This is a genomic window from Mucilaginibacter rivuli, assembly GCF_019391655.1.
In the GTDB taxonomy this organism is placed as follows: Bacteria; Bacteroidota; Bacteroidia; order Sphingobacteriales; family Sphingobacteriaceae; genus Mucilaginibacter; species Mucilaginibacter rivuli.
The window spans coordinates 1-21,772 of the sequence record NZ_JAHXPQ010000008.1 but is presented as its reverse complement, the minus strand read 5'-3'; the positions used below and the strand labels follow the sequence as shown (position 1 = coordinate 21,772).

The window sequence follows — 21,772 nt, the reverse complement described above, 5'->3', positions numbered from 1 at the left end:
CTGATAAGCAAACCCGAAGTGATTTTCGCGCTCATTACATTTTCCAGAACTTAAAAATGGCGAAGAGCGTCAGCGCTCTTTATTTCGGCATTGTAATGCTTTTCCAGCTTACCACGCTTATCTTAAATTTCGATCTTGATAAGGCTATTCAAATACCAGGTTTTTCATCATCTCTTTTTCTGTCGTTATTTATTATACCTGTTTTTTATGGGGTAACTTACCTGTTAACAAAACGGTTTAACGAGGGTGGCGCGTTTCTGCTGGTGTCGCAACTGATCGTCATAGCGTTCTCTTTATACGTGATCAGCAGGGGAATGATGACCACATTTAATGCTGTACATAATCCTCGTAACACATTGACGATGTATATGATATGGTTAACAACCGTAAGCGTTTTCTTTGTGTTCGAGTTTTACGAAACGCTGTTGATCATGCTGATCTCATTCGTGTCATTCAGCCTGATATTGCCACATTTTCAAACCAGCACTACAGAGGTATTTAAAAATGAGATAGTAATAGTGATATTGCTTACTCTGTTCTTCTTCTCATCAAGGCACGTGTTCTCATACAGGGCCAACCATTACATCCAGTTAAAAACCATCCAAAATAAAAACGACCAGATAGAGAATGCCAATCATATTAAAGATGAAATACTTGGCATTGTAGCGCATGACCTGAGAAACCCTTTAGGAGCCATCGAATCAATAGCCATGTTAATGGAAATTGAAAATGAGGATAAGAACGAAAGCACAACTGAGAATTTAAGCATGATAAAGGCATCATGTGAGAAAGCCCGGATAATTATAAACGATCTGATAGAAGTTGCCCGTAATGATAACGAAGATGGCTTTGGTTTACAGGAAGTAGACCTGAACGATTTTTTACTGGCCGTAATACACGAGTGGCTGCAAAATAAAACCGGCTCGGCTAAATTGGTATTTACAGGCACCAAAAAACCGGTTTATACCTGGATAAATAAAGAAAAAATGCAGCGGGTTATGGATAACCTGATCAGTAACGCGATCAAATTTTCGGATGCGGGTACCCAGATAGAGATCACGTTAAAAAACGCCGACGGTAAATGCTTTGTTAAGGTTAAAGATAAAGGCCTTGGCATTCCGGAAGAGCTATTGCCACATGTATTCGACAGGTTTTCGAAGGCAAGCCGCAAAGGTTTGCGTGGCGAAAACTCGGTAGGCCTTGGCTTGAGCATTGTTCGGCAAATTGTAAAAAAACACGGCGGAGATATTGTTGTTGATAGTGTTGAAGGCAAAGGCAGTACGTTTACCATGATGCTGCCTCAATCCATATCTCCCGTACCGGTGCCGGTAGGATAAAATCGCTGGTTAAAATTAACCAGGAAAAGCGTAGTGGTAGCACGGGTACAAGCCGTATAAAACCAACGCAAAAAATCATAGTTTATCATATCTTCAGTTAAATAGCCCTGATCAACAAAAACAGCGTCCCATTGGCCACCTTGTGCTTTGTGGCAGGTTACAGCATAAGCAAATTTAACCTGCAGCGCGTTATAGTAAGGGTTAGTTTTTAACTCCTTGTATTTATCGCGTTTATTAGGAATATGGTCATAATCTTTCATTACCTCCAAAAAGAAAAGCTTCTGATCGGTTGGTGCAAGGGCAGGGGCGTCGGCGTATAAAGTATCCAACATCAGCTTACAGTTTACAGTTAGGTTTTCGGCATAATCGGTAAACTCCAAAACGGCATCCGCAAACCTAAAACCGTACATATCTTCAAAATTGCGTATCTTTTTTATGCGCGCAATATCGCCGTTAGCAATAAAGCCGGTGCTGTTCTCTTCCTCTTCCTGCAGCCAGAAATAGTTATTGCGTACCACCATCAACTGATCGCCGCCGGTTATTTCCTCATCCCTGAAAAGGATGCGGTTACGTATCTGTTGGTTATATAAATTGGCATTTTTGTTCGACCGGCATATCACCAGCGTTCTGTCCATACCAAACTTATTATAGGCATAATTTAACCCTTCCTCAAGCTTATCACCGTTAATGCGGTATACATCTTTAAAACCTTTGGTTATAATTTGAGGTATACCCGGCACACCTTTGCGGATAAGGTTGCGGATACCGGTAACATTCATCAAAATACCCGAATCCTTTTCCTGCCGTACCACATCGGTTAGCTCGTAACTAAAAACAGTGAGGTGAAAATGGTCTTTCAGTACCTTTGCTTCTAATGCCGGGCTGGTATCTGATCCTACAGGTGGCAATTGCGCGGTATCGCCCACCAGCATCAGTTTACAGTTTTTGGTATTGTAAACGTAATTAATGAGATCTTGCAGCAGGCTTTTATGGTTACTGCCATTCGGCTCGTCTGATATCATGGAAGCTTCATCAACAATAAAAAGTGTATCTGTAGCCATATTATCGCTTATCATAAATGAATCGTCAATGTTCATGGCCGATTTTTTACGATAAATACGCTTATGGATAGTGAAAGCTTTTTTACCCGAATATCCTGTAATTACCTTAGCTGCGCGACCGGTAGGAGCAAGCAATGCCGATTTATACTGGTAATGCCTTAAAGCCTTCACCAGCGCGCTGATAACCGTTGTTTTACCCGTGCCTGCATATCCTTTCAAAATAAAGCAATCATCTCCGTTATCGCTGTTTAAAAAGGCATGTAGCCGGCTGAACAACTCAAGCTGCTGGCCTGTTGGTGTATGCGGGAAACATTTTGATATGTATTCGTCTTCGGGATTCACATCCCAAAAATGCGCATAAAAAGGCTTAGTAAGAGATGTATTATTTTTTTACTTTTGTTTTGATGAGCAATCAGCGCTATAATTACTACGATCCTGAATTTACACTTGCTAATGTTAGCCATGATAGCGAACTGCTGATCATGATAACGGGCGATTACTTTTCATTTACCATTATTCAAAAAGCATCGAAAAAAGTATTGGTATGGGGCGAACAGTACAAACTACAGGAATTAAAAGACCCGCAGGAGTTAAACGAGATACTGTTAGCTGATTTTGATAGCGTAAAAATTGGTGTACTGTCGCAATCGTTTACCATTATTCATGATGACCTGTACCAGGATAATAAGGTTGCTGATTACGCCCGGTACTTAGACACACAGGCAGGCGATGTGGTATTAGTTAACAAGCTGGATGCACACAACCACGTGATATTTAAACTGGATGAAGCCCTTGCCCAAACCATTGAGCAACACTTTGACCTGAACATGGTTTTCTTTGCCGCAAAACCCTGGATAGCGGCTGTTAATATAGCAAAACCTTACCTGCAACCTTTGTATGTAAATATTGAAGGCAATACTATTCAGCTATACCACATTAAAGATGGCAAGCTTGATTTTTATAATAATTTCAGGTTTAACAACGCCGATGAACTAATGTACTATATTGTATTAACTGCCAACGAGTTAAATATAAACCTCGATGCTACATCGGTTATATTAAGCGGTGATATTACCGTATCGGATAAAAAGATACAGCGCGTAAGCGATCTGCTGCCAAAGGTTGATTTTAACCAAAACCAGGTAGTGATGCTGCCATCCGGCTTTATATCTCACCAAATACTTATGCTTGCCGGACTAACGCTATGCGAATCATTGGTGGTAAATTAAAGGGGTTAAGGCTTAACCCGCCTACAAACCTCCCGGTGCGGCCTACAACGGATATGGCCAAAGAAGCACTTTTCAATATTCTGAATAACCAGATAACGTTTGAAGGCATTACCGTGCTTGATCTGTTTAGCGGCACAGGAAATATATCCATGGAGTTTGCATCGAGAGGAGCGGAGCTGGTAACCTCGGTTGACCGTAGCGTGCAATGTATCCACTACCTGAATGATACATCGCGCCAGCACAAGCTGGAAAATATAAAAACCTTTAAAGCTGATGTTTTTAAGTACCTGGATATGGAAAGCGAGCAGTACGACCTGGTATTTGCCGACCCGCCGTATGACCTGAACAGGATACCCGATATCCCAAAAATTGTTGCCGCCAAGAATTTACTTAAGCCCGATGGTTTATTGATAGTTGAGCACCAGAGTATGCAAAATTTGAGTCAGCAGCCCGGCTTTGTGGAGCAGCGCAAATACGGGCATTCGTCGTTTTCGTTTTTTAAACCAGTGAGCGCCTGAGTTTATGCTTTATATTTTGTGATTAAGTTTGTACCTTTATAATTCAATTGATACATACAGTAATGGAGCTTTTATTAAGATCTAACGATAAAAACAGTATCGACAAAATTATAAACTTAGCTAAAAAGCTTAATGTAATTATTGAGCGTAAAGATGTAGTTAGCGACGATATTGAAAATATTGAGCTTGCAAAAAAGCGCGTACTTAATTTCAAAGCCCAACAACCGCCATCAATTGGAGACCCTGTTAAGTGGCAACAAGAACAACGGCAAGACAGAGACCTTCCTTTTTCAAAATAATGTATCTTTTAGATAGCAACATCATTATTTATTCCTATTGGCCACAATATGAATATTTGAGAAAGATTTTTATTGAAACTGTTTACGCTTCAGAAATATCCAGGATAGAAGTTCTTGGTTATCACAAATTAAGTTTTGATGAAGAATCTTATTATAAAGATTTCTTTAAATCCGTGCCGATTATATATCCAACATCTGATGTTTTTAATAAAAGTATTGAGATAAGAAAAGCTCATAATTTAACTTTAGGAGACAGCTTAATTGCTGCTACTGCATTGATTAATGACCTGACGCTTTATTCCAGAAATGTTAAGGATTTTAGAAAGATCAATGATCTTAAATTGATTGACCCGATTAATGAAAATTAAATCATAGTATTATGAAAATAGCCCTTTTTCCCGGCTCGTTCGATCCTGTTACCAAAGCGCACGTTGACATTATTAAACGCTCTATTAGCCTGTTTGATAAAGTTTACATTGGCATTGGTACCAACAGCAGTAAAAAGGGTTTTTTAAGTGTAGAGAAGCGCGAGCAAATGTTGAGGGCAGTATTTGAAAACGAACCCAAGATCCATATTGTAGCTTACGAGGGGCTGACTATTGATTTCTGCAAGCAAATAGGAGCTACGTTTATGATACGTGGCATACGTACCGTATCAGATTTTGAATATGAAAAGGCCATCGCACAGATGAACCATGCGCTTGAGCCAGCTATTGAAAGCATTTTTATTGTAAGCAAACCGGGCTACTCATCCATCAGCTCAACTATTGTACGCGAAATTTTGCGTTACAATGGCAATGCCGACCAGTTTATTCCGAAAGAGGCGCTGCAGTACTTATAAGTAAATTCGTTTTTTCCATTACTTCGGCAATGGATGGGAAAGTGTTTTTAGTTATAGGCGACATTTTATCCCTACTAAACCAGCGCACATCAGTTATACCTTCTTCCGTTTGTGGTTTAAGTTTATTTTGGCCAACAGCTTTCATTTTAAACCAGTAGCTTTTTTTGATCACCACTTCGCCCTTGTAAATGTATGCATGATAGGTTTTGCATATCTTTTTACCCAATTTTTGTACGGTTATACCGCATTCTTCTTCTACTTCGCGTACGGCAGCATCTTTTATTGTTTCGCCTTTTTCAATTTTCCCCTTAGGTAAGTCCCATGTATTGTTACGATAGATAAACAAATACTCCTTTTTTTCGTTCTTAACTAAGCCACCGGCGGCTGTTATTACAGGCACTGTTTTTAATATCTTCTTAAAAAAGGCTTTGGCATCAGTAACTAATACAAAAAAATTATGCCCGGGATAATTATCGTTAATAAATGGGTATATTATTTTCAGATCAAAAGCCCGCTGATCAATCTGTTGGAATTTTTTGAGGTTGTGAGGAGCAGCCTCAGTTATCAACAGTGCTTTTTGGTTAATATAAATTCTATAAATTTGAGCCATGTTTAATAAAAGTGAGATCGAACAGCAAGTGGCCGAGTTTCTGCTGCAAATTAAAGCAATTAAATTACAACCTGCCAATCCATTTACATGGGCATCTGGCTGGAAGTCGCCAATTTATTGCGATAACCGTGCAACATTATCGCACCCAACTATCCGTACTTATATACGCCAAAACTTAACCAAACTGATACAGGAAGAATTTGGTACAGTTGAGTGTGTGGCCGGGGTGGCAACTGCAGGTATCCCACAAGGCGCATTAGTGGCGCAGGAGTTAGGCTTACCATTTGTATACGTGCGCGCAAAAGCGAAAGAACATGGTACAGGCAGCCTTATTGAGGGAGAAATTTTTGCAGGGCAAAGGGTTGTTGTTATTGAAGACCTGGTATCTACCGGTAAAAGCAGTTTACAAGCTGTTGATGCTTTACGCAATGCCGGTTATAACGTTGCAGGCCTGGTAGCCATATTTACTTATGGTTTTGATGCCGCGGCAGAGAATTTTAAAAAAGCCAATTGCCCTTTTGCAACATTATCAAATTATAATGCTTTGATAGATTATGCCGAAAAGCATCAATATATATCAAAAGCGGATGTTCAACTATTACAAAAATGGCGCGAAAACCCATCAGAGTGGGGCCAGGTTGAGATAGGATAATAATTTACAATCCATAAATATGACCATTATAGAAAGTAAGGTTACTATAGCTAAGCCGGCAGCGGCTGTTTATTCATTTTTAGCTGATCTGAACAATCATCAGGCTTTGATGCCCGAGAATATATACAATTGGTCGTCAACGGCTACAGAGGCTCGCTTTACCATTCAAAACATGGCTAAGCTTGCTTTAAAAACCGGCACACTGGTAGAGAACCAGGAAATACAGATCATCCCGGCAGAAACACCTCCGTTTGACCTTGAATTGAAATGGGTATTAGCAGCGGCAGGAGAGGAGACGATAGTTACCTACCTAATATCGGCCGACCTGAATATGATGATGAAAATGTTGGTGAGCGGTCCGCTGCAGAAACTTGCAGACCATGAAACTTCGCGATTAGCCGAAGTGCTGAAATAAAAAAACTATAACTTTTACGGGTAGAGTAGCGTATAAGCTAAAAAGATAAAAATCATTACCACTTTATTTAACATAAGGTGGTAATGATGATTTAATTTTAGCGGATTTTAAAACGCTCGATAATTGTTGTTGAAGCGTTAGAAATAATTAGAACGCCAACTACAATGCATGCAATGATGATAAGTGAGTCCATGTTGTTTAGATTTAAGCGAGTTTAAGTTATTTAAACAATATCCAAACTTATGCCACAATTGTATTTTGGTTAAAACAACTGGTTATCAGGCTTTTTAATAAATAAACAGGTCATTTATTTAGCTTTTCGAGAAAGCATTTCCACAAATATGGGAATATTGTAGAAATCACTTCCCATTGTGTAGAATTACACCCTTTTACACGCCTGACTTGCCTTTATTCTTCATCCATTTTACTAAATAAACAATAAAGATAAAAAGTATTAAAATACTAATAATCAGTACTATATATTTTTTATTAATTATACTTCCACCATTTGTTTTACCAACCTGCTGAGTGGGGTTATTTCGGGCATTACTGTCTGTTTGATTGGCCGCAGCTTTCTGCTGAACAGAATAGTTGTTTAATGAATCTTGCAGGCGGGTTGCTTTGTTCAATATATCTGCTGATCTTTTTAAGTCGCCGGTAGTTTGATATATACCTGCAAGGCTTTTTAAAGCCAAAATTTTAACAGGGGTATTTGCGGTTTGTTCAGCCAGGTAAACTACTTCATTCACATCACGTGCGGCTAACCCATAATCTTTAATAGCACATTTAACGGCTGCGAGCTTTTGCAGCGAGTTGATGATATTAGGCGTATCAAGCCGTGTGCGCGACAATGTATTTGATTGCAGTATATACCATTTCTCCTGCGAGTACTTTTTTTGCAGGTGATAAACAAAAGCTAAATTATCAAAACTTTGCCGCACGCCATCCAGATCACGGTACCTGGAGTAAATATGCAGCGCCTGGTCAATTTGAGTTAAAGCCTGGTTTAGCTGCTTATTATCAGTACCTGGTTTAGCTACAGATAGCGCTATAGCGGTTAACGAGTCAGCTTTGCCTGTTTGCTTTTTTACAAATAATACGCGGGCTAAACTATCATTTGATGAATTTTGAGCACAGGCAATACTTATACTAAGTGCAAAAACAATCAACACGGTGGCTTTATGAAACATAATTAGGACTAGCTTAAATTTTCTATAATAGCAAAAAAGGCTATAATGTTTGAAGATATGAATTTCCCGGCCTTGATCAGTCATGCATTTTGCAGTATCTCGACTGAATATTTTATTTATTAAGCAAAATTTTCGTTTGAGATGAAACCATAGCTTGCAAATTCTCGTAATAAAGGGTAACTATTAATTAAATGCCCTTGTATGAAACAAGTAACCTTTACCTTATTTACGTTATTAATAAGCTGCGCTATTGTTTTTAGCGCTAATGCGGCAACCGGGCAAACAGATAGCCTACCCATAAACTCAGGGATCGTAATTTTACTTGCTGTTGCATTGGGCTTAGGTATTAAAGTAGTTTCTAAAAAACTAAAGCAGGTAGATAAAGATCTGCACGATGCTTTTGGCGAAAAGGTTTTGTAACCTGCGAATCCCACTTTATTCTATTCCGGCTATATTATTCCTGTTGCAAAGCTTTGTAACAGGAAATTTCATATACAACTAAGCTCACTAAATTTTTCCATCAAGTTGGTTTTTTATGTTTTTATTATCGTATATTTGCGATATATAATTTAACGTAATGGCAATCAACAAAAAAGAAGCATTTACGCCTATTGACCAAAAGCTGGCCGACCTTGCAAAGGCCATGTCGCACCCCGCAAGGATAGCCATCCTGAGGATACTGGCAGCACACAATAGCTGCATTTGCGGCGAGATAGTGGAGGTAATGCCATTAGCACAGGCTACAGTATCGCAACACCTGAAAGAATTGTTGAATGCCGGCCTGATAAAAGGCACCGTGGATGGTAAAAAATCATGCTACTGTATCAACTGGGATACTTTTAAAGATTTCAACGCGGAGTTCAATACACTTTTCGGCGATCTGCAAATCATCGCATCAAACCAAAGTTGTTGCTAATTTAAATATACGACCATGAATAATACAGAAGCAATTAACTGGCAAACCTTTAAAAACCTGTTATTACAAAACCCGGATATGGACCTGCAGTTTCAATACGCGGGCGATAAATGGGTTGATGCATCGTATCACATCACCGAAATAAAGCAGGCGCCCATTGTATCGGTTGATTGCGGCGGTGTGATGAATAGCTGGACGGAGATCATTGTACAGCTATGGGAGCCTGAAAATCAACAGCAGTTACGTGCCATGAAGGTAAGTAAAGCCTTATCCATTATTGATGTGGTTGAGAAGGTGTTACCCCTAAACCCATTAGGCACAGTAAAAATTGAATTTGGTAATTCGGGTTTTGATACCCGCCAGATGTACCCTAATGAACTGATTGCTGATGGTGATAACCTTGTGGTTGACCTGCGCCCTGATGCTGTACAATGCAAAGCCATAAACCGTGGCGGCAGCTGTGGCACAACAGATACAGGCGAAGAGTGCTGTGCACCTAATACTGAAAAACCCAAAATTGAATTAAAGAACCTTGCTGTAACCGCTGACGCATGCTGTACACCTGGCGGAGGTTGCTGCTAATTAATTTACACAATACATGAAGAATATTTTAGTACTATGCACCGGCAACAGCTGCCGCAGCCAGATAGCACATGGCTATTTACAACAATTCGCGGGCGATAAAGCTAAGGTTTACAGCGCTGGTATAGAAACCCACGGCGTAAACCCTAAAGCCATACAGGTAATGGCCGAAGACCATATTGACATATCAAAACACACCTCAAACAACGTAGATGAATATATAGACATTCCCTTTGACTATGTAATTACTGTTTGTGATAATGCTAAAGAAAACTGCCCGTACTTCCCAACTAAAGCAGAGCGTTTTCATTTTAACTTTCCTGATCCCGCCAAGGCAACAGGTACAGCTGATGAAATAATGGAAGAGTTTAGGCGGGTACGGGAGATGATCAAAACATACTCAGCCAGTTTTATACAAATCCATTTACCGGCGTGAAAAAATATATTGGAGAGCTGTTAGGCACTTTTATACTTGTATTTTGCGGAACGGGGGCTATGGTGATAGACCAGCAAACAGGCGGCGCGGTAAGTCATGCAGGCGTTGCCATAACCTGGGGGCTTATTGTAATGAGTTTGATAAGTGCGCTGGGTAATGTATCCGGCTGCCATATTAACCCTGCTGTGAGCATTGCTTTTACACTTGCCGGGCGTTTTAAGGCACGGTTGCTGCCGGGATATATTGTTAGCCAGTTGGCTGGCGCATTACTGGCAAGCATTACGTTGAAATTGCTTTTCCCAAGCAGTCCCTTATTGGGCGCTACCATGCCCGCGGGTACCGAACTGCAATCCTTTGTAATGGAGCTGATACTCACTTTTATTTTAATGTTAGTAATTATGCACGTAGCGCATGGCAACAAGGAGCAGGGCATGTTCGCGGCAATAGCAATTGGCTCGGTGGTAGGCCTTGAGGCCATGTTTGCCGGGCCTATATGCGGCGCATCCATGAACCCCATACGTTCTTTAGCCCCGGCTATTGTTTCGGGCCATTTAGAGCATATCTGGATATATCTTGTCGCACCTGTATTGGGAGCAGCGCTGGCAATACCTGTTTGGAAATATTTAAGTACCGGCACAGATAGTAATATATGAAAATAGCCCTCTTCTCAGACATACATGCCAATTTACCGGCATTTGAAGCTTTTTTGAAAGATTTGGACAGCCGCCAACCCGACGCGGTGTATTGCCTGGGCGACCTGGTAGGCTACCATATTTACCCCAACGAAGTAATAGCCGAAATACGCAGGCGCGGCATTGCCACCCTTGCCGGTAACCACGATTTGAAAGTAAGTAAGCTTGCACCGGTTGCGCCCGAAGAATTAACTAATACAGGTAAAAACTATGCTTATCACATCATCGGGGCACAACACCGTGAGTATTTAAACAGCCTGCCCGCACATATCCGTTTGGAGTACAAATTAGGTGGGGAGCAATTAAACTTGATGTTGGTACACGGCACGCCACGCAGTAACGATGAATATTTATTGGCCGATTTGGATGAGAATTATGTAAACCAATTGATGGATGAGGCCGGTGCCGATATATTATGTGCAGGTCATTCACACAAACCGTATCACAGGGTAGTTACGTTGCCGAATGGTAAAGAACGGCATGTGATCAACATAGGTTCGGTAGGTAAACCAAAGGATAATAATCCAATGGGTTGTTATATAATGATCTCTTTAAAGCCCGATCAACCTATTTATGTAGAATTTATACACTTTGCTTATGATGTGGAAGCTTCGGCTAAAGCGATTGAAGGTAGCCCTTTGCCAAATGAGTTTGCGGATAGGTTGAGGGGCGGGTATTGAGACATTCAGGTTGAAGATGCAACATTCTCAGGCAGGCTTCATTTCTCTTGTAAAATTCGTCAGGTTAATTACATTTAGTTAACATTACTGCCTTATTTTAGGCGAAAATTATATCGATGAGCAACCGTAGAAAATTTATAACAAATACCCTGACCGGCTTAGCAGGTATTACGCTGTTACCTGCCGTTAATACTTTTGCCGCTACGGTAAGTAACCCTGTACCCAATGCTCCCAAAAAGCTAAAACTAAGGTTTGCCTTATGTTCCGATCTGCATTATGCGCAACCGGGTACCGATTTCGACCTCAACGCTGCTAACCTGGTAAAATGGATGAATGATGAGCATGATCAAAATCATTTAGATAGGGTGATCATTAATGGCGACCTGGTACATAACCGGCCTGACCTGCTGCCTGTTTTAAAAGAAAAATACTTTGATAAGATAGCCGTGCCATACCACACCGTACCAGGCAACCACGATTTTGCTGATGGAGCAATATGGAAAAAGGTATTTGGTTATGATGATAAATATGTAGTTGAGCATGGCGATATCGCTTTTGTATTTGCCAACACTGCCGATACCAAGGGCGTATACGTATCGCCCGATAACGACTTTCTAAAAGCCTCATTTGATAAGTTAACCAATAAAAAGATGATCTTTGTGATACTGCATATCGCCCCTGTGCAATGGCTTAAAGAAGAAGCTTCGGTATTTTTAAACTGCCCCGATACAGTAAAGCTGCTACACAGCTATCCGAATATCAAAGCGGTATTTCATGGGCATGACCATTCACTCGATGGGGTACGTTATACTGATAAATTACCTCATTTTTTTGACAGCCATACAGGTGGCAACTGGGGCACCGATTACAAAGGATACCGTATTGTTGAAGTAGGCGATGATAACGCAGTTTATACCTACCAGGTTAATGCTAGCCGTAACCCTAATTTGAACGCTAATAAGTTTTAAGGGTGATGGAATTGGCAAGCAGAATGCTTGAGACATTTTTATTACGCATACTACGTTCACCGAAGTAGCTTTAAACAAAAATTATGCACTAAACAATAAGGAGGACTGATAAGCCTGTGATAACTATTTTAATTATTCTCTTCATTTATCGACAAGTACATTTTCCTATTGTAATTTATACAAATCAATGACTGTTAACCCCTCGATGTTTTTAAAGTCGGAAGTATTGCGTGAAATAAGTGTAAAACCATAAAACTTGGCCGTAGCAGCAATTATCGCATCGGGTAACTTCGTCTTGTGCTTTTTGCGAATGGCAATGCTTACGTCAACAATCTCACTTGTCAGGTCAAGTACTAAAGCGTCATTCATAAAATTAACCAATAACTGATAATGTTCATCCGGAGCGTTAAAGCCAAGAACTTCTATTTTGGAAATAACTGAAACGTTTGGAACGTTGTCAATAATGTTATCCATAAATAAACTCCCAGATGGTGTTAATTTATGGCCCAAATAGTCAATTATAACGTTGGTGTCTATCAGATACTGCGGTTGTTCCATTCTTCGCGGCTTTTAGTCACGTAGTCTTGCAGTTCATCGGCAATATCAGCAGGCAGTTTGCCCGCGTATTTTTCAGAAAGCTTTTGTTTAGGTTCGGTACTGTTTTTAAGCAGTTTAATAACATTAAGGTCTTCAAGGTCCTGAAGGAGCTTGTAGGCTTTGCTGCTGTTTATTTGTACCAATACTGTTTCCATATTTAAAGTTACTAAATTAACTGAAAATACACAATTGTGAATGTTTACAATTTAAGCTGAAAGCTTAAGACATTTTAGAACAAAGTTGAAAACTTCGTCCAGTTGGGGAACTATATTATGCTAATTCAATAGTGTATATTTAAATTTTATATGCAATATGGAATCAGACCTATTACCAGAAAAAATATATAAATACACAAAGCTTGACCAAAATTTTTATGATTTATTGATTGGTCAAAGATTGTGGTTTTCAAATCCTCAAGACTTTAACGATCCATTTGATAACAATATAAACTTTAATGAAGAATTAGATGAAGAGGAATTAGAATCCTTGCTTCGAAGTGAAAAGTTTAAGCACGATCCTAAAACTCTAATTTCCCATTTGAAAAAGAATCCACAGATATTAGATGATACATATGATAAATTGAAACATTTCATAAGAGATATAGGGATTTGCTGCTTTTCGGAAATTCAGGACAATTTATTAATGTGGGCACATTATTCAAATTGCCATAAAGGTGTATGTATCGAGTTTGATGTTGAAAAACTAAAAACTATACACCAAGAGCTAAAAAGAGTTAATTATCAAAAGTTAATGCCAGACATAAAAATCTTAGATATACCAAAAGGGGAAATTTATGGAGAATTACCATTTTACAAATCAGATCACTGGAGTTATGAACAAGAAATTAGAGTATGGGCAAAAAGTAGTGGGGCAATTCTATTTCCAATCGAGGCTCTATCGGGAATCATTTTTGGATTGAAAATGACTGATGAGCAAATGACCACAATTTGTAGATTAATGATAAAACTTGGATATTCCAATGTTAAGTTTTATAAAGCAGAATTACACCCTAAAGAATATAAATTAAACTTTGTCGATATAAATGTTATAGATGAAGAACATGAATAGATTCCAAATTTATATTTACGCCATTAATAACCTATTTCTAATGGATTCGTCATTACAATGGTTATCTTAATCGTATGTATTCAATCACTTTCTAAAAGATATATTTAGAAAATCGGTGCAATCACTCTAAATCAGTGTAATCCTTACTTGATCTTAATCCCCTTATACTCCTCCGCTTCCACATAATCTTTCCTTAACGGGAAACCTTCCCAATCATCGGGGAGGAGTATGCGGCGCATATCGGGGTGGTTGGTGAAAAAGATGCCAAGCATGTCATAGACTTCGCGCTCGTGCCAGTCGGCGCTTTTATAAACAGCGGCAATGCTGGGGAATGTGGGCAGGTTATCCAAAGAGCGCTCATTCACCACACTCACTTTTAAAACCAACTGGGCATTGTATGGGATAGATGCCAGGTGGTAAACCACGCCAAATCGGCCATCCTCAGCACCATAATCCACTCCCGAAAGGTTAGACAGGAAATCAAAGTAAGTTCCGGGATCATCGCGAAGCACTAAGCAAACATTAGCAATGTGTTCGGGTGCTATCAATAAAGCACTTTGTAAACCACCGGTTTCTTCGCCAACAATCACATCGGCACCAAATTTATTTAGCAGTAAAGCCTTAATCTCATCAAAACTCATGGGGCAAGTCTAACTATTTTCCAGGTGTTTTTATCGGCAAGTTTATACACAATACGGTCGTGCAGGCGGCTGCGGCGGCCTTGCCAAAATTCTATCATACGTGGTTTAACAATATATCCACCCCAGTGCGCGGGTTTGGGTACATCGCCATCAGCATATACAGCCTCAAGATCGGCCATTTTTTTCTCTAACAGGTCGCGGTCAGTAATTTCCTGGCTCTGTGGCGATACAATGGCACCTATCTGGCTGGCTTTAGGGCGAGTCAGAAAATATTTTTCGGATGTTTCACGGCTAACTTTTTCTATAGTACCCTCAATGCGAACCTGGCGCTCCAGTTCCGGCCAAAAGAAAACCAGCGATACCAAAGGGTTCTTAGCCATCTCTTTACCCTTACGACTCAGGTAATTGGTATAAAACACAAAACCATTATGGTCAAAACCTTTCAGCAGAACAATACGCGCCGAGGGGCGGCCATCTGTAGTGGCGGTAGCCAGTGTCATGGCGTTTGGCTCCAGCATATTAGCATCCAAAGCTTGTTTAAACCATTTTTCGAACTGTTTAATGGGTTCTTTGGTTACCTCTTTTTCCGACAATGATGCCGCTTTATACTCGTTCCTTAGGTTTTCTATCGTAGTGTTATCCATGTGTGGCAAATTTACAAAATTGCTTCGGGCTTATTTTATATTTACAAATTTTATACTTTTAAAAACCGTTTCGCTATTTTTCATGTAAATTACATTTAACAGCCATATATTTATGTGGACGGTTATAAATACCACGCTATGCTAAGTACTATTACCCCTGATACCGGCCGATTATTGATATCCGAGCCTTTTATGATGGACCCGAACTTTAAACGGTCGGTCATCCTGATCACAGAATATTCCACCGAAGGTGTAATGGGCTTTATTTTGAACCACGAAAGCGAATACCTGTTAGGCGATATTATGCCCGACATACTATACTCAGAGATGCCCCTGTTTACCGGCGGCCCCGTTGGCAATAATACACTTCATTTTATACACCGTTGCCCGGATAAAATAGAAGGCGGCATCCCCATTGCCGATGGCATATACTGGGGCGGCGACTTTGAAACTGTTAAGGCATTGGTTAACAATTACCAATTAAATAACAATGAGATCAGGTTTTTTATAGGATACTCGGGTTGGGAAGCAGGCCAGTTAGATGATGAGCTGAAAGAAAATAGTTGGATAGTAACCAACAAATTTGACCCGGATATGCTGTTTAACCACGATGAGGAAAATTTATGGAAACATGTGGTAAAAGGCTTAGGCCAACGTTATGCCCATATTGCTAACTTTCCTGAAAACCCGGCTTTGAATTAGGTGGATAGTTATTGAGTTATTAGTTATTAAGAGCCCGCCTGCCGATAGGCAGGCATCTGCACACTTACAAATTTGCACATTGAATAATAATATTAACCACTCCGTTTGCCGTTGGTGTTATGGCAACATTACGCTGGAGCAATTGTGTATTGAAGCAAAACGCATTGGCATTACTGGCATTGACCTGGTTGGCCCTGATGAATGGCCCGTATTGAAAAAACACGAACTGCACTCGCCGATGTGTAACGGGGCCGAGATCAGTCTGACCGAAGGCTTTAACGATACCCGGTACCACGCCCAACTATTTGAAAATTACAGTAAAATGATCCCCATAGTTGCCGGGGCGGGCTATACTAACCTGATCTGCTTTAGCGGCAACCGTAACGGCATTGACGATGAAACCGGGCTTAATAATTGCATTGAGGGCTTAAAACCATTATTACCCATTGCCGAAAAACACAACGTGGTACTGGTAATGGAACTGCTTAACGCGAGGGTAGATCATCCCGATTATCACTGTAATAAAACACCCTGGGGGGTGGAGCTGGCTAAACGCTTAGGATCGGAGAATTTTAAGTTGCTTTATGATATTTACCATATGCAAATAGAGGAGGGGGATATCATCGCGACCATAAACCAAAACTACCAATACTTTGCGCATTACCACACCGGCGGCGTACCCGGCCGTAATGAAATTGACGAAACGCAGGAGTTATATTATCCGGCTATTATGCAGGCCATTAAAAATACAGGCTTTAAAGGTTTTGTAGCCCAGGAGTTTATACCGAAAGGGAATAATGCTATGGAATCGTTGGAAAGGGCTGTTTTGTTGTGTGATGTTTAAATTAACTGCTTAACCAAAACAGGCAAATCAACTTTATCATACTCACCAATCCTGCTCAGGTCAAGCACTATGCCACCTTGCTCATCCCTGTCAAAAGCAGGTTTGAACTTGGCCCCCCAAACTACTTCATCATATTGGTAAGAGGTGCGTGAATGAACAGTTTGTGAAAAAGTATCATCAAATGCCTTAAGCAATATCGCAAAGGTGGCTTCAGCTTTTATAAGATCTTCGTGGGTGACGTCTTTTAGCGGGCTGTTATCATCAAGCGGGTGAACAACAGTCCAGTTTAAACTGAGTAGGCTTACCCGTTTACGTTCCAGTTCCAGCTGTACAAAACGGCGGGTTGGTTTACCATCTACAACTTCAATATAACTCAGGTTTACTTCTACCTCCAAATCTATCAGCGTACTGCGCCGTTGGTTGGCAAACCTGAACATGAATGCCCGCTGCCCGTTAAGATAAGGGGCTACTATCATATGCTTGCTATAAACTATCCGTGCCGATGGTCGCGAGAAGCGCCCGTATAATAAACCCGTCGCTAAAGCGAAGGCCAGCAAGCCTATCATGGATTCAATTGCCGAAACAGTACTGGCGAGCATCCCGTAAGGGTACATATGCCCATAACCCACTGTAGATACCGTTTGCGCCGAAAAGAAGAAGGCGTCCCAAAATTTCTCCCAGGTGGTATGCCCCTGTATACCGATCAGTTTTTCGATACCGATGCTCATGTATATGGTAGCAAATAACAGGTTCACAATAAGGTAGCCCGCTAAAACCAACAACCAAAAATGCGTCCAGCGCATAGTAATAAGCCTGTGGTAATTATTCGATGTATTAAAAAACGATAAACCCGTGCGCTTTACATTAACCGAACCATCCTGGTTAAGCAGGCGTTGATTTTTGGTAACCGCCTGCGTTCCAAAACCAAGATCGCTCTCGGGGTTAAACTTTGTTTTCTTAAATCCCATACGGATTAAATATAGTTAAATTATGCCTGTAAATTTAAACGTATGCTTGCATTATGAAAAAACAATTTCCATATTTGCTGCACAATGATAAAAACAGGCTTAAATAATTGGTGGTGGCTTAACGATTAATCGTAAGGCATCCCTGTGTTTAAACTATACATATATTGAAAGGGTTGCCAATGGCAGCCTTTTTTTGTTATAACCAATTTGATAAGCAGCTTTTTTAAAGCAAAATGAAACAGATACTAAACCACTTATTTGAGCATAAAACCTTTAGCAAGGAGGAGTCTAAAACCATACTTACCAATATCGCGCAGGGTAAATACAATAACTCGCAAATGGCGGCTTTTATGACGGCCTATTGCATGCGCAACATTACTGTTGATGAGTTGGAAGGCTTTCGCGATGCGATGCTGGAATTGTGCCTGCCTGTTAACCTCCCGTCGGATGAATTGATTGACCTTTGCGGTACCGGTGGAGATGGTAAGGATACCTTCAACATATCAACCCTGGCATCATTTGTAGTTGCCGGCGCGGGATATAAAGTGGCTAAACATGGTAACTATGGTGTATCGTCGGGTTGTGGTTCATCAAACGTGATGGAGTACCTGGGTTACCAATTTACTTCAGATGCCGGTACGCTTCAAAAAAACATCGACGAAGCCAATATCTGCTTTTTACATGCTCCTTTGTTTCACCCGGCTATGAAAAATGTAGCGCCAATTCGCCGCGAATTGGGTGTGAAAACCTTTTTTAATATGCTGGGGCCGCTGGTAAATCCCGCAAGGCCAAAAAACCAGATCGTTGGCGTATTTAGCCTGGAGCTGGCAAGGGTATATGCTTACCTGTATCAAAAATCATCAAAAAACTATACCATACTGCACGCGCTGGAAGGCTATGACGAAGTATCGTTAACCTGCGATTTTAAAACATTCAGCAAAGGCGGCGAAAAGATAAACTCGATAACCGACCTTGGCTTTGATAAATTAAACCCAGAAGAAATTGCAGGAGGGAACACCGTACCCGAGTCGGCGGATATATTTATCAGTGTTTTGGTAGGAGAGGCCACAACCGCTCAAAATAACGTAGTGCTGTGCAATGCCGCATTGGCCATACAAACCCTGAAACCCGAAAAAAGCTTTGCCGACTGTTTTTATGAAGCGGAAGAATCGCTGCTGAGCAAAAAAGCACTCATTAGTTTTAAAACATTGGTAGGGGCATGAAGATAAAGGTTTGCGGCTTACGCGATGCGGAAAACATTAAAGCCATAGCGGCATTAAAGCCTGACTATATGGGCTTTATCTGTTATAGCCGTTCGCCAAGGTTTATAGCAGATATGCCTGCTGAAGTATTAAATTTACTACCGCAAGGCATTATCAAAACCGGCGTTTTTGTAAACGCTGCAAAGCAGGATATTGATACGTTAATTGCAAAATATGCATTTGGCGCTATCCAGTTACACGGCAGCGAGAGTCCGGAGTTTTGCTCAGATCATAAAGGCAAAGTAACCGTAATAAAAGCTTTTGGTGTTGATGATGATTTTGATTTTGAACAGTTGAACGCTTACCAAAACAGTGTTGACTATTTTATGTTCGATACTAAAACGGTGCAACATGGCGGCTCGGGCAAAGTATTTAACTGGGCCATTTTGGATAAATATAAATTGGATGTACCCTTCTTTTTAAGCGGTGGATTAAGTTTAGATAACCTGGCCGAAGTAAAGCAAATAACACACCCGGCATTTTACGCTGTTGATTTGAACAGTCGTTTTGAGATTGAACCGGGCCTTAAAGATATTAACCGCCTTAAACAGGCATTTGAATTATTAAGATGAAATACGGAGTTAACGAGCAGGGCTATTACGGCGATTTTGGAGGGGCATATATCCCCGAAATGTTGTACCCAAATGTGGAGGAGCTGCGCCAGCAATACATGGCTATCATTAACGACAAAGCGTTTAAAGACGAGTTTGAGTCGTTATTGAAGGATTACGTAGGCAGGCCATCGCCATTGTACCATGCCAAACGTTTTTCGGAAAGGTATGGTGCCAATATCTTCTTTAAACGGGAGGATCTGAACCATACCGGCTCGCATAAAATAAACAATGCCATAGGGCAGATATTGCTGGCTATCAGGCTCGGCAAAAAACGCATTATAGCGGAGACAGGCGCCGGTCAGCATGGCGTTGCTACAGCTACCGTTTGCGCGCTTAAAGGCATTGAGTGCGTAGTTTATATGGGCGAAATAGATATTGAACGGCAAGCCCCCAATGTGGCCCGTATGAAGATGCTTGGCGCGAAGGTAGTACCTGCAACATCGGGCAGCAAAACGCTGAAGGATGCTACCAATGAGGCTATGCGCGACTGGATTAATAACCCGGTTGATACGCACTACATCATCGGTTCGGTGGTTGGGCCATATCCTTATCCTGATATGGTGGCCCGTTTCCAGTCCATCATATCCGAAGAAGCTAAAAAACAACTCACAGAACATACCGGCAAAGCATTACCTGATTATGTAATGGCTTGTGTAGGCGGCGGCAGTAATGCAATGGGTATGTTTTACCATTTTCTGGATGATGAATCGGTAAAGCTGGTAGCTGTTGAAGCTGCCGGTAAAGGTGTTGATACCGGGCACTCAGCCGCAACAACGTTTTTAGGTAAAGAGGGCGTACTGCACGGCAGTCGTACTATTTTAATGCAGACGGATGACGGGCAGGTAGTTGAACCATATTCTATTTCGGCAGGATTGGATTACCCCGGCATAGGTCCGCAGCACGCGCACCTGTACAAAATTAACCGCGCCGAGTATGTGAGCATTACTGATGAGGAAGCTTTACAAGCGGGCTTATTATGCTCGCAACTGGAGGGCATTATCCCGGCCATTGAAACAGCACATGCACTGGCCCAATTGGAGAAGATGGCATTTAAGAAAGACGATAATGTGATCATCTGCCTTTCGGGACGCGGAGATAAGGACCTGGCGACGTATATTAAACACTTTGGATTTTAAATTAGGTCATTGATCATTGGGTCATTAAGTCATTGTATCGAATGGCAAAAATGACTCAATGACCTAATGACACAATGACTAACTAATGAACCGATTACAACAACTCTTCGCAGGAAACAAAAAAGACCTGCTATCCATATACTACACGGCAGGTTACCCAACTTTGAGCAGCACGCTTGATATTGCCGAGGCTTTGGAAAAAGCCGGTGCCGATTTCCTGGAGATAGGCTTTCCGTATTCTGATCCTGTTGCTGATGGGCCTACCATCCAGCATAGCTCACAAACGTCTTTAGATAGTGGCATGGATCTGAACCTGCTGTTCGATCAACTGGCCGATCTGCGCAAGCGGGTAAGTATCCCTATTATTTTGATGGGCTATGTGAACCCGGTGATACAATACGGAGTGGAGCGTTTCTGCAAAAAAGCGGCAGAAGTTGGTGTGGATGGCCTCATCATTCCCGATCTGCCGATGTATGAGTACGAAACACTTTATAAAAAGACGTTTGCCGATAATAACCTGAGCAATATCATCCTTGTTACACCGCAAACATCAGATGAGCGGATTCGAAAGATAGACGAGTTGAGCGATTGCTTTATCTACCTGTTATCATCAGCATCCATCACCGGTAACAGCCTCCAAATGAGCGACGGGCTTGATGCGTACTTTAAACGTATTGAAGACATGCAATTGAAAAACCCCACTATTGTAGGCTTTGGTATTGCTGATAAAACATCATACCAAAAAGCTTGTCAGTATAACCGCGGTGCCATAGTAGGTAGCGCTTTTGTTAAGTTTTTGGGAGAAGGTGGTGATTATTTGAGTGGGATAGATGGCTTTGTGAAGCGGTTTAAATAAACCTAACCCATCGC

At 41.0% G+C, this 21,772-nt stretch carries 30 protein-coding genes; 22 read left to right on the top strand and 8 right to left on the bottom strand.

Going from position 1 to position 21,772, the window contains the following annotated elements:
- The first annotated feature begins 56 nt into the window (after positions 1-56).
- The gene (locus KXQ82_RS17320; protein WP_219489723.1) at positions 57-1,337 is read left to right on the top strand and encodes a sensor histidine kinase; all 1,281 of its coding nucleotides are present in this window, start codon (positions 57-59) and stop codon (positions 1,335-1,337) included.
- Here KXQ82_RS17320 and KXQ82_RS17315 read toward each other — a convergent pair.
- Positions 1,301-2,740, bottom strand: coding sequence for an ATP-dependent DNA helicase (locus KXQ82_RS17315; protein WP_219489722.1), 1,440 nt, complete (start codon positions 2,738-2,740; stop codon positions 1,301-1,303). The two genes, KXQ82_RS17320 and KXQ82_RS17315, sit on opposite strands and share 37 nt — an antisense overlap.
- A 62-nt stretch (positions 2,741-2,802) precedes the next feature.
- Here KXQ82_RS17315 and KXQ82_RS17310 point away from each other — a divergent pair, with 62 nt between their 5' ends.
- The 5 genes from KXQ82_RS17310 (at position 2,803) to coaD (ending at position 5,285) form a co-directional block, all read left to right on the top strand.
- The gene (locus tag KXQ82_RS17310; RefSeq protein WP_219489721.1) at positions 2,803-3,627 is read left to right on the top strand and encodes a DUF3822 family protein; all 825 of its coding nucleotides are present in this window, start codon (positions 2,803-2,805) and stop codon (positions 3,625-3,627) included.
- Positions 3,603-4,145 carry an RsmD family RNA methyltransferase gene (locus KXQ82_RS17305; protein ID WP_219489720.1) on the top strand — a complete coding sequence of 181 codons (543 nt, stop codon included), beginning with the start codon at positions 3,603-3,605 and terminating at the stop codon, positions 4,143-4,145. The genes KXQ82_RS17310 and KXQ82_RS17305 overlap by 25 nt, the downstream gene beginning before the upstream one ends.
- A gap of 62 nt (positions 4,146-4,207) precedes the next feature.
- The gene (locus tag KXQ82_RS17300) at positions 4,208-4,444 is read left to right on the top strand and encodes a hypothetical protein (RefSeq protein WP_219489719.1); all 237 of its coding nucleotides are present in this window, start codon (positions 4,208-4,210) and stop codon (positions 4,442-4,444) included.
- Positions 4,444-4,812 (top strand): type II toxin-antitoxin system VapC family toxin, encoded by a 369-nt coding sequence (locus tag KXQ82_RS17295; RefSeq protein WP_219489718.1) that lies wholly within the window; start codon positions 4,444-4,446, stop codon positions 4,810-4,812. Before KXQ82_RS17300 ends, KXQ82_RS17295 begins: the two co-directional genes overlap by 1 nt.
- A gap of 11 nt (positions 4,813-4,823) precedes the next feature.
- Positions 4,824-5,285, top strand: a complete 462-nt coding sequence (gene coaD / locus KXQ82_RS17290) for a pantetheine-phosphate adenylyltransferase (RefSeq protein ID WP_219489717.1) — start codon at positions 4,824-4,826, stop codon at positions 5,283-5,285.
- Here coaD and KXQ82_RS17285 read toward each other — a convergent pair.
- Positions 5,254-5,895 (bottom strand): NUDIX hydrolase, encoded by a 642-nt coding sequence (locus tag KXQ82_RS17285; protein ID WP_219489716.1) that lies wholly within the window; start codon positions 5,893-5,895, stop codon positions 5,254-5,256. The two genes, coaD and KXQ82_RS17285, sit on opposite strands and share 32 nt — an antisense overlap.
- Between KXQ82_RS17285 and pyrE the strand changes: the two genes are divergently transcribed.
- Entirely contained in the window at positions 5,894-6,547 is a 654-nt protein-coding gene (pyrE, locus tag KXQ82_RS17280; protein WP_219489715.1) for an orotate phosphoribosyltransferase, read from the top strand. The genes KXQ82_RS17285 and pyrE overlap by 2 nt on opposite strands.
- Positions 6,548-6,566: 19 nt before the next feature.
- A complete protein-coding gene (locus tag KXQ82_RS17275; RefSeq protein WP_219489714.1) occupies positions 6,567-6,962 on the top strand; it encodes an SRPBCC family protein in 396 nt (131 codons plus the stop codon).
- A 389-nt stretch (positions 6,963-7,351) separates the two neighbouring features.
- Here the strand turns inward: KXQ82_RS17275 and KXQ82_RS17270 are convergent, their stop codons facing one another.
- Positions 7,352-8,152: a tetratricopeptide repeat protein gene (locus KXQ82_RS17270; protein WP_219489713.1), complete on the bottom strand. Its 801-nt coding sequence runs from the start codon at positions 8,150-8,152 to the stop codon at positions 7,352-7,354.
- Positions 8,153-8,353: 201 nt separating this feature from the next.
- On the opposite strand from KXQ82_RS17270, the gene KXQ82_RS17265 reads away from it, so the two are divergent.
- The 7 genes from KXQ82_RS17265 (at position 8,354) to KXQ82_RS17235 (ending at position 12,426) form a co-directional block, all read left to right on the top strand.
- The gene (locus KXQ82_RS17265; RefSeq protein ID WP_219489712.1) at positions 8,354-8,572 is read left to right on the top strand and encodes a hypothetical protein; all 219 of its coding nucleotides are present in this window, start codon (positions 8,354-8,356) and stop codon (positions 8,570-8,572) included.
- A gap of 157 nt (positions 8,573-8,729) precedes the next feature.
- The gene (locus KXQ82_RS17260) at positions 8,730-9,068 is read left to right on the top strand and encodes an ArsR/SmtB family transcription factor (protein WP_219489711.1); all 339 of its coding nucleotides are present in this window, start codon (positions 8,730-8,732) and stop codon (positions 9,066-9,068) included.
- 15 nt (positions 9,069-9,083) lie between these two features.
- Positions 9,084-9,650: a DUF6428 family protein gene (locus KXQ82_RS17255; RefSeq protein WP_219489710.1), complete on the top strand. Its 567-nt coding sequence runs from the start codon at positions 9,084-9,086 to the stop codon at positions 9,648-9,650.
- 16 nt (positions 9,651-9,666) lie between these two features.
- Positions 9,667-10,086: an arsenate reductase ArsC gene (locus KXQ82_RS17250; protein ID WP_219489709.1), complete on the top strand. Its 420-nt coding sequence runs from the start codon at positions 9,667-9,669 to the stop codon at positions 10,084-10,086.
- Positions 10,083-10,739 (top strand): MIP/aquaporin family protein, encoded by a 657-nt coding sequence (locus KXQ82_RS17245; protein ID WP_219489708.1) that lies wholly within the window; start codon positions 10,083-10,085, stop codon positions 10,737-10,739. The genes KXQ82_RS17250 and KXQ82_RS17245 overlap by 4 nt, the downstream gene beginning before the upstream one ends.
- On the top strand, positions 10,736-11,458 hold the full coding sequence (locus tag KXQ82_RS17240; RefSeq protein ID WP_219489707.1) for a metallophosphoesterase family protein: 723 nt from the start codon (positions 10,736-10,738) through the stop codon (positions 11,456-11,458). The genes KXQ82_RS17245 and KXQ82_RS17240 overlap by 4 nt, the downstream gene beginning before the upstream one ends.
- Positions 11,459-11,574: 116 nt before the next feature.
- Positions 11,575-12,426, top strand: a complete 852-nt coding sequence (locus KXQ82_RS17235) for a metallophosphoesterase family protein (protein WP_219489706.1) — start codon at positions 11,575-11,577, stop codon at positions 12,424-12,426.
- A 165-nt stretch (positions 12,427-12,591) separates the two neighbouring features.
- Here the strand turns inward: KXQ82_RS17235 and KXQ82_RS17230 are convergent, their stop codons facing one another.
- Both KXQ82_RS17230 and KXQ82_RS17225 read right to left on the bottom strand, forming a co-directional pair.
- Entirely contained in the window at positions 12,592-12,984 is a 393-nt protein-coding gene (locus KXQ82_RS17230; RefSeq protein WP_219489705.1) for a type II toxin-antitoxin system VapC family toxin, read from the bottom strand.
- On the bottom strand, positions 12,963-13,178 hold the full coding sequence (locus KXQ82_RS17225; protein WP_219489704.1) for a hypothetical protein: 216 nt from the start codon (positions 13,176-13,178) through the stop codon (positions 12,963-12,965). Before KXQ82_RS17225 ends, KXQ82_RS17230 begins: the two co-directional genes overlap by 22 nt.
- 157 nt (positions 13,179-13,335) lie before the next feature.
- On the opposite strand from KXQ82_RS17225, the gene KXQ82_RS17220 reads away from it, so the two are divergent.
- Positions 13,336-14,091, top strand: a complete 756-nt coding sequence (locus KXQ82_RS17220; protein WP_219489703.1) for a DUF2971 domain-containing protein — start codon at positions 13,336-13,338, stop codon at positions 14,089-14,091.
- A gap of 143 nt (positions 14,092-14,234) precedes the next feature.
- On the opposite strand, the gene KXQ82_RS17215 is transcribed toward KXQ82_RS17220, so the two are convergent.
- Entirely contained in the window at positions 14,235-14,732 is a 498-nt protein-coding gene (locus KXQ82_RS17215; protein WP_219489702.1) for an NADH-quinone oxidoreductase subunit C, read from the bottom strand.
- Entirely contained in the window at positions 14,729-15,376 is a 648-nt protein-coding gene (gene pdxH, locus KXQ82_RS17210; protein ID WP_219489701.1) for a pyridoxamine 5'-phosphate oxidase, read from the bottom strand. The genes KXQ82_RS17215 and pdxH overlap by 4 nt, the downstream gene beginning before the upstream one ends.
- A 114-nt stretch (positions 15,377-15,490) precedes the next feature.
- Here pdxH and KXQ82_RS17205 point away from each other — a divergent pair, with 114 nt between their 5' ends.
- Positions 15,491-16,078: a YqgE/AlgH family protein gene (locus KXQ82_RS17205; RefSeq protein ID WP_369412479.1), complete on the top strand. Its 588-nt coding sequence runs from the start codon at positions 15,491-15,493 to the stop codon at positions 16,076-16,078.
- A gap of 79 nt (positions 16,079-16,157) precedes the next feature.
- On the top strand, positions 16,158-16,922 hold the full coding sequence (locus KXQ82_RS17200) for a hydroxypyruvate isomerase family protein (RefSeq protein WP_255563707.1): 765 nt from the start codon (positions 16,158-16,160) through the stop codon (positions 16,920-16,922).
- On the opposite strand, the gene KXQ82_RS17195 is transcribed toward KXQ82_RS17200, so the two are convergent.
- Entirely contained in the window at positions 16,919-17,890 is a 972-nt protein-coding gene (locus tag KXQ82_RS17195; RefSeq protein ID WP_219489700.1) for an ion channel, read from the bottom strand. The genes KXQ82_RS17200 and KXQ82_RS17195 overlap by 4 nt on opposite strands.
- 233 nt (positions 17,891-18,123) lie before the next feature.
- On the opposite strand from KXQ82_RS17195, the gene trpD reads away from it, so the two are divergent.
- The 4 genes from trpD (at position 18,124) to trpA (ending at position 21,758) form a co-directional block, all read left to right on the top strand.
- On the top strand, positions 18,124-19,113 hold the full coding sequence (gene trpD / locus KXQ82_RS17190) for an anthranilate phosphoribosyltransferase (RefSeq protein ID WP_219489699.1): 990 nt from the start codon (positions 18,124-18,126) through the stop codon (positions 19,111-19,113).
- Positions 19,110-19,724 carry a phosphoribosylanthranilate isomerase gene (locus tag KXQ82_RS17185; RefSeq protein WP_219489698.1) on the top strand — a complete coding sequence of 205 codons (615 nt, stop codon included), beginning with the start codon at positions 19,110-19,112 and terminating at the stop codon, positions 19,722-19,724. The genes trpD and KXQ82_RS17185 overlap by 4 nt, the downstream gene beginning before the upstream one ends.
- On the top strand, positions 19,721-20,902 hold the full coding sequence (trpB, locus tag KXQ82_RS17180; protein ID WP_219489697.1) for a tryptophan synthase subunit beta: 1,182 nt from the start codon (positions 19,721-19,723) through the stop codon (positions 20,900-20,902). Before KXQ82_RS17185 ends, trpB begins: the two co-directional genes overlap by 4 nt.
- 85 nt (positions 20,903-20,987) lie before the next feature.
- Entirely contained in the window at positions 20,988-21,758 is a 771-nt protein-coding gene (gene trpA / locus KXQ82_RS17175; RefSeq protein ID WP_219489696.1) for a tryptophan synthase subunit alpha, read from the top strand.
- Positions 21,759-21,772 lie beyond the last annotated feature (14 nt).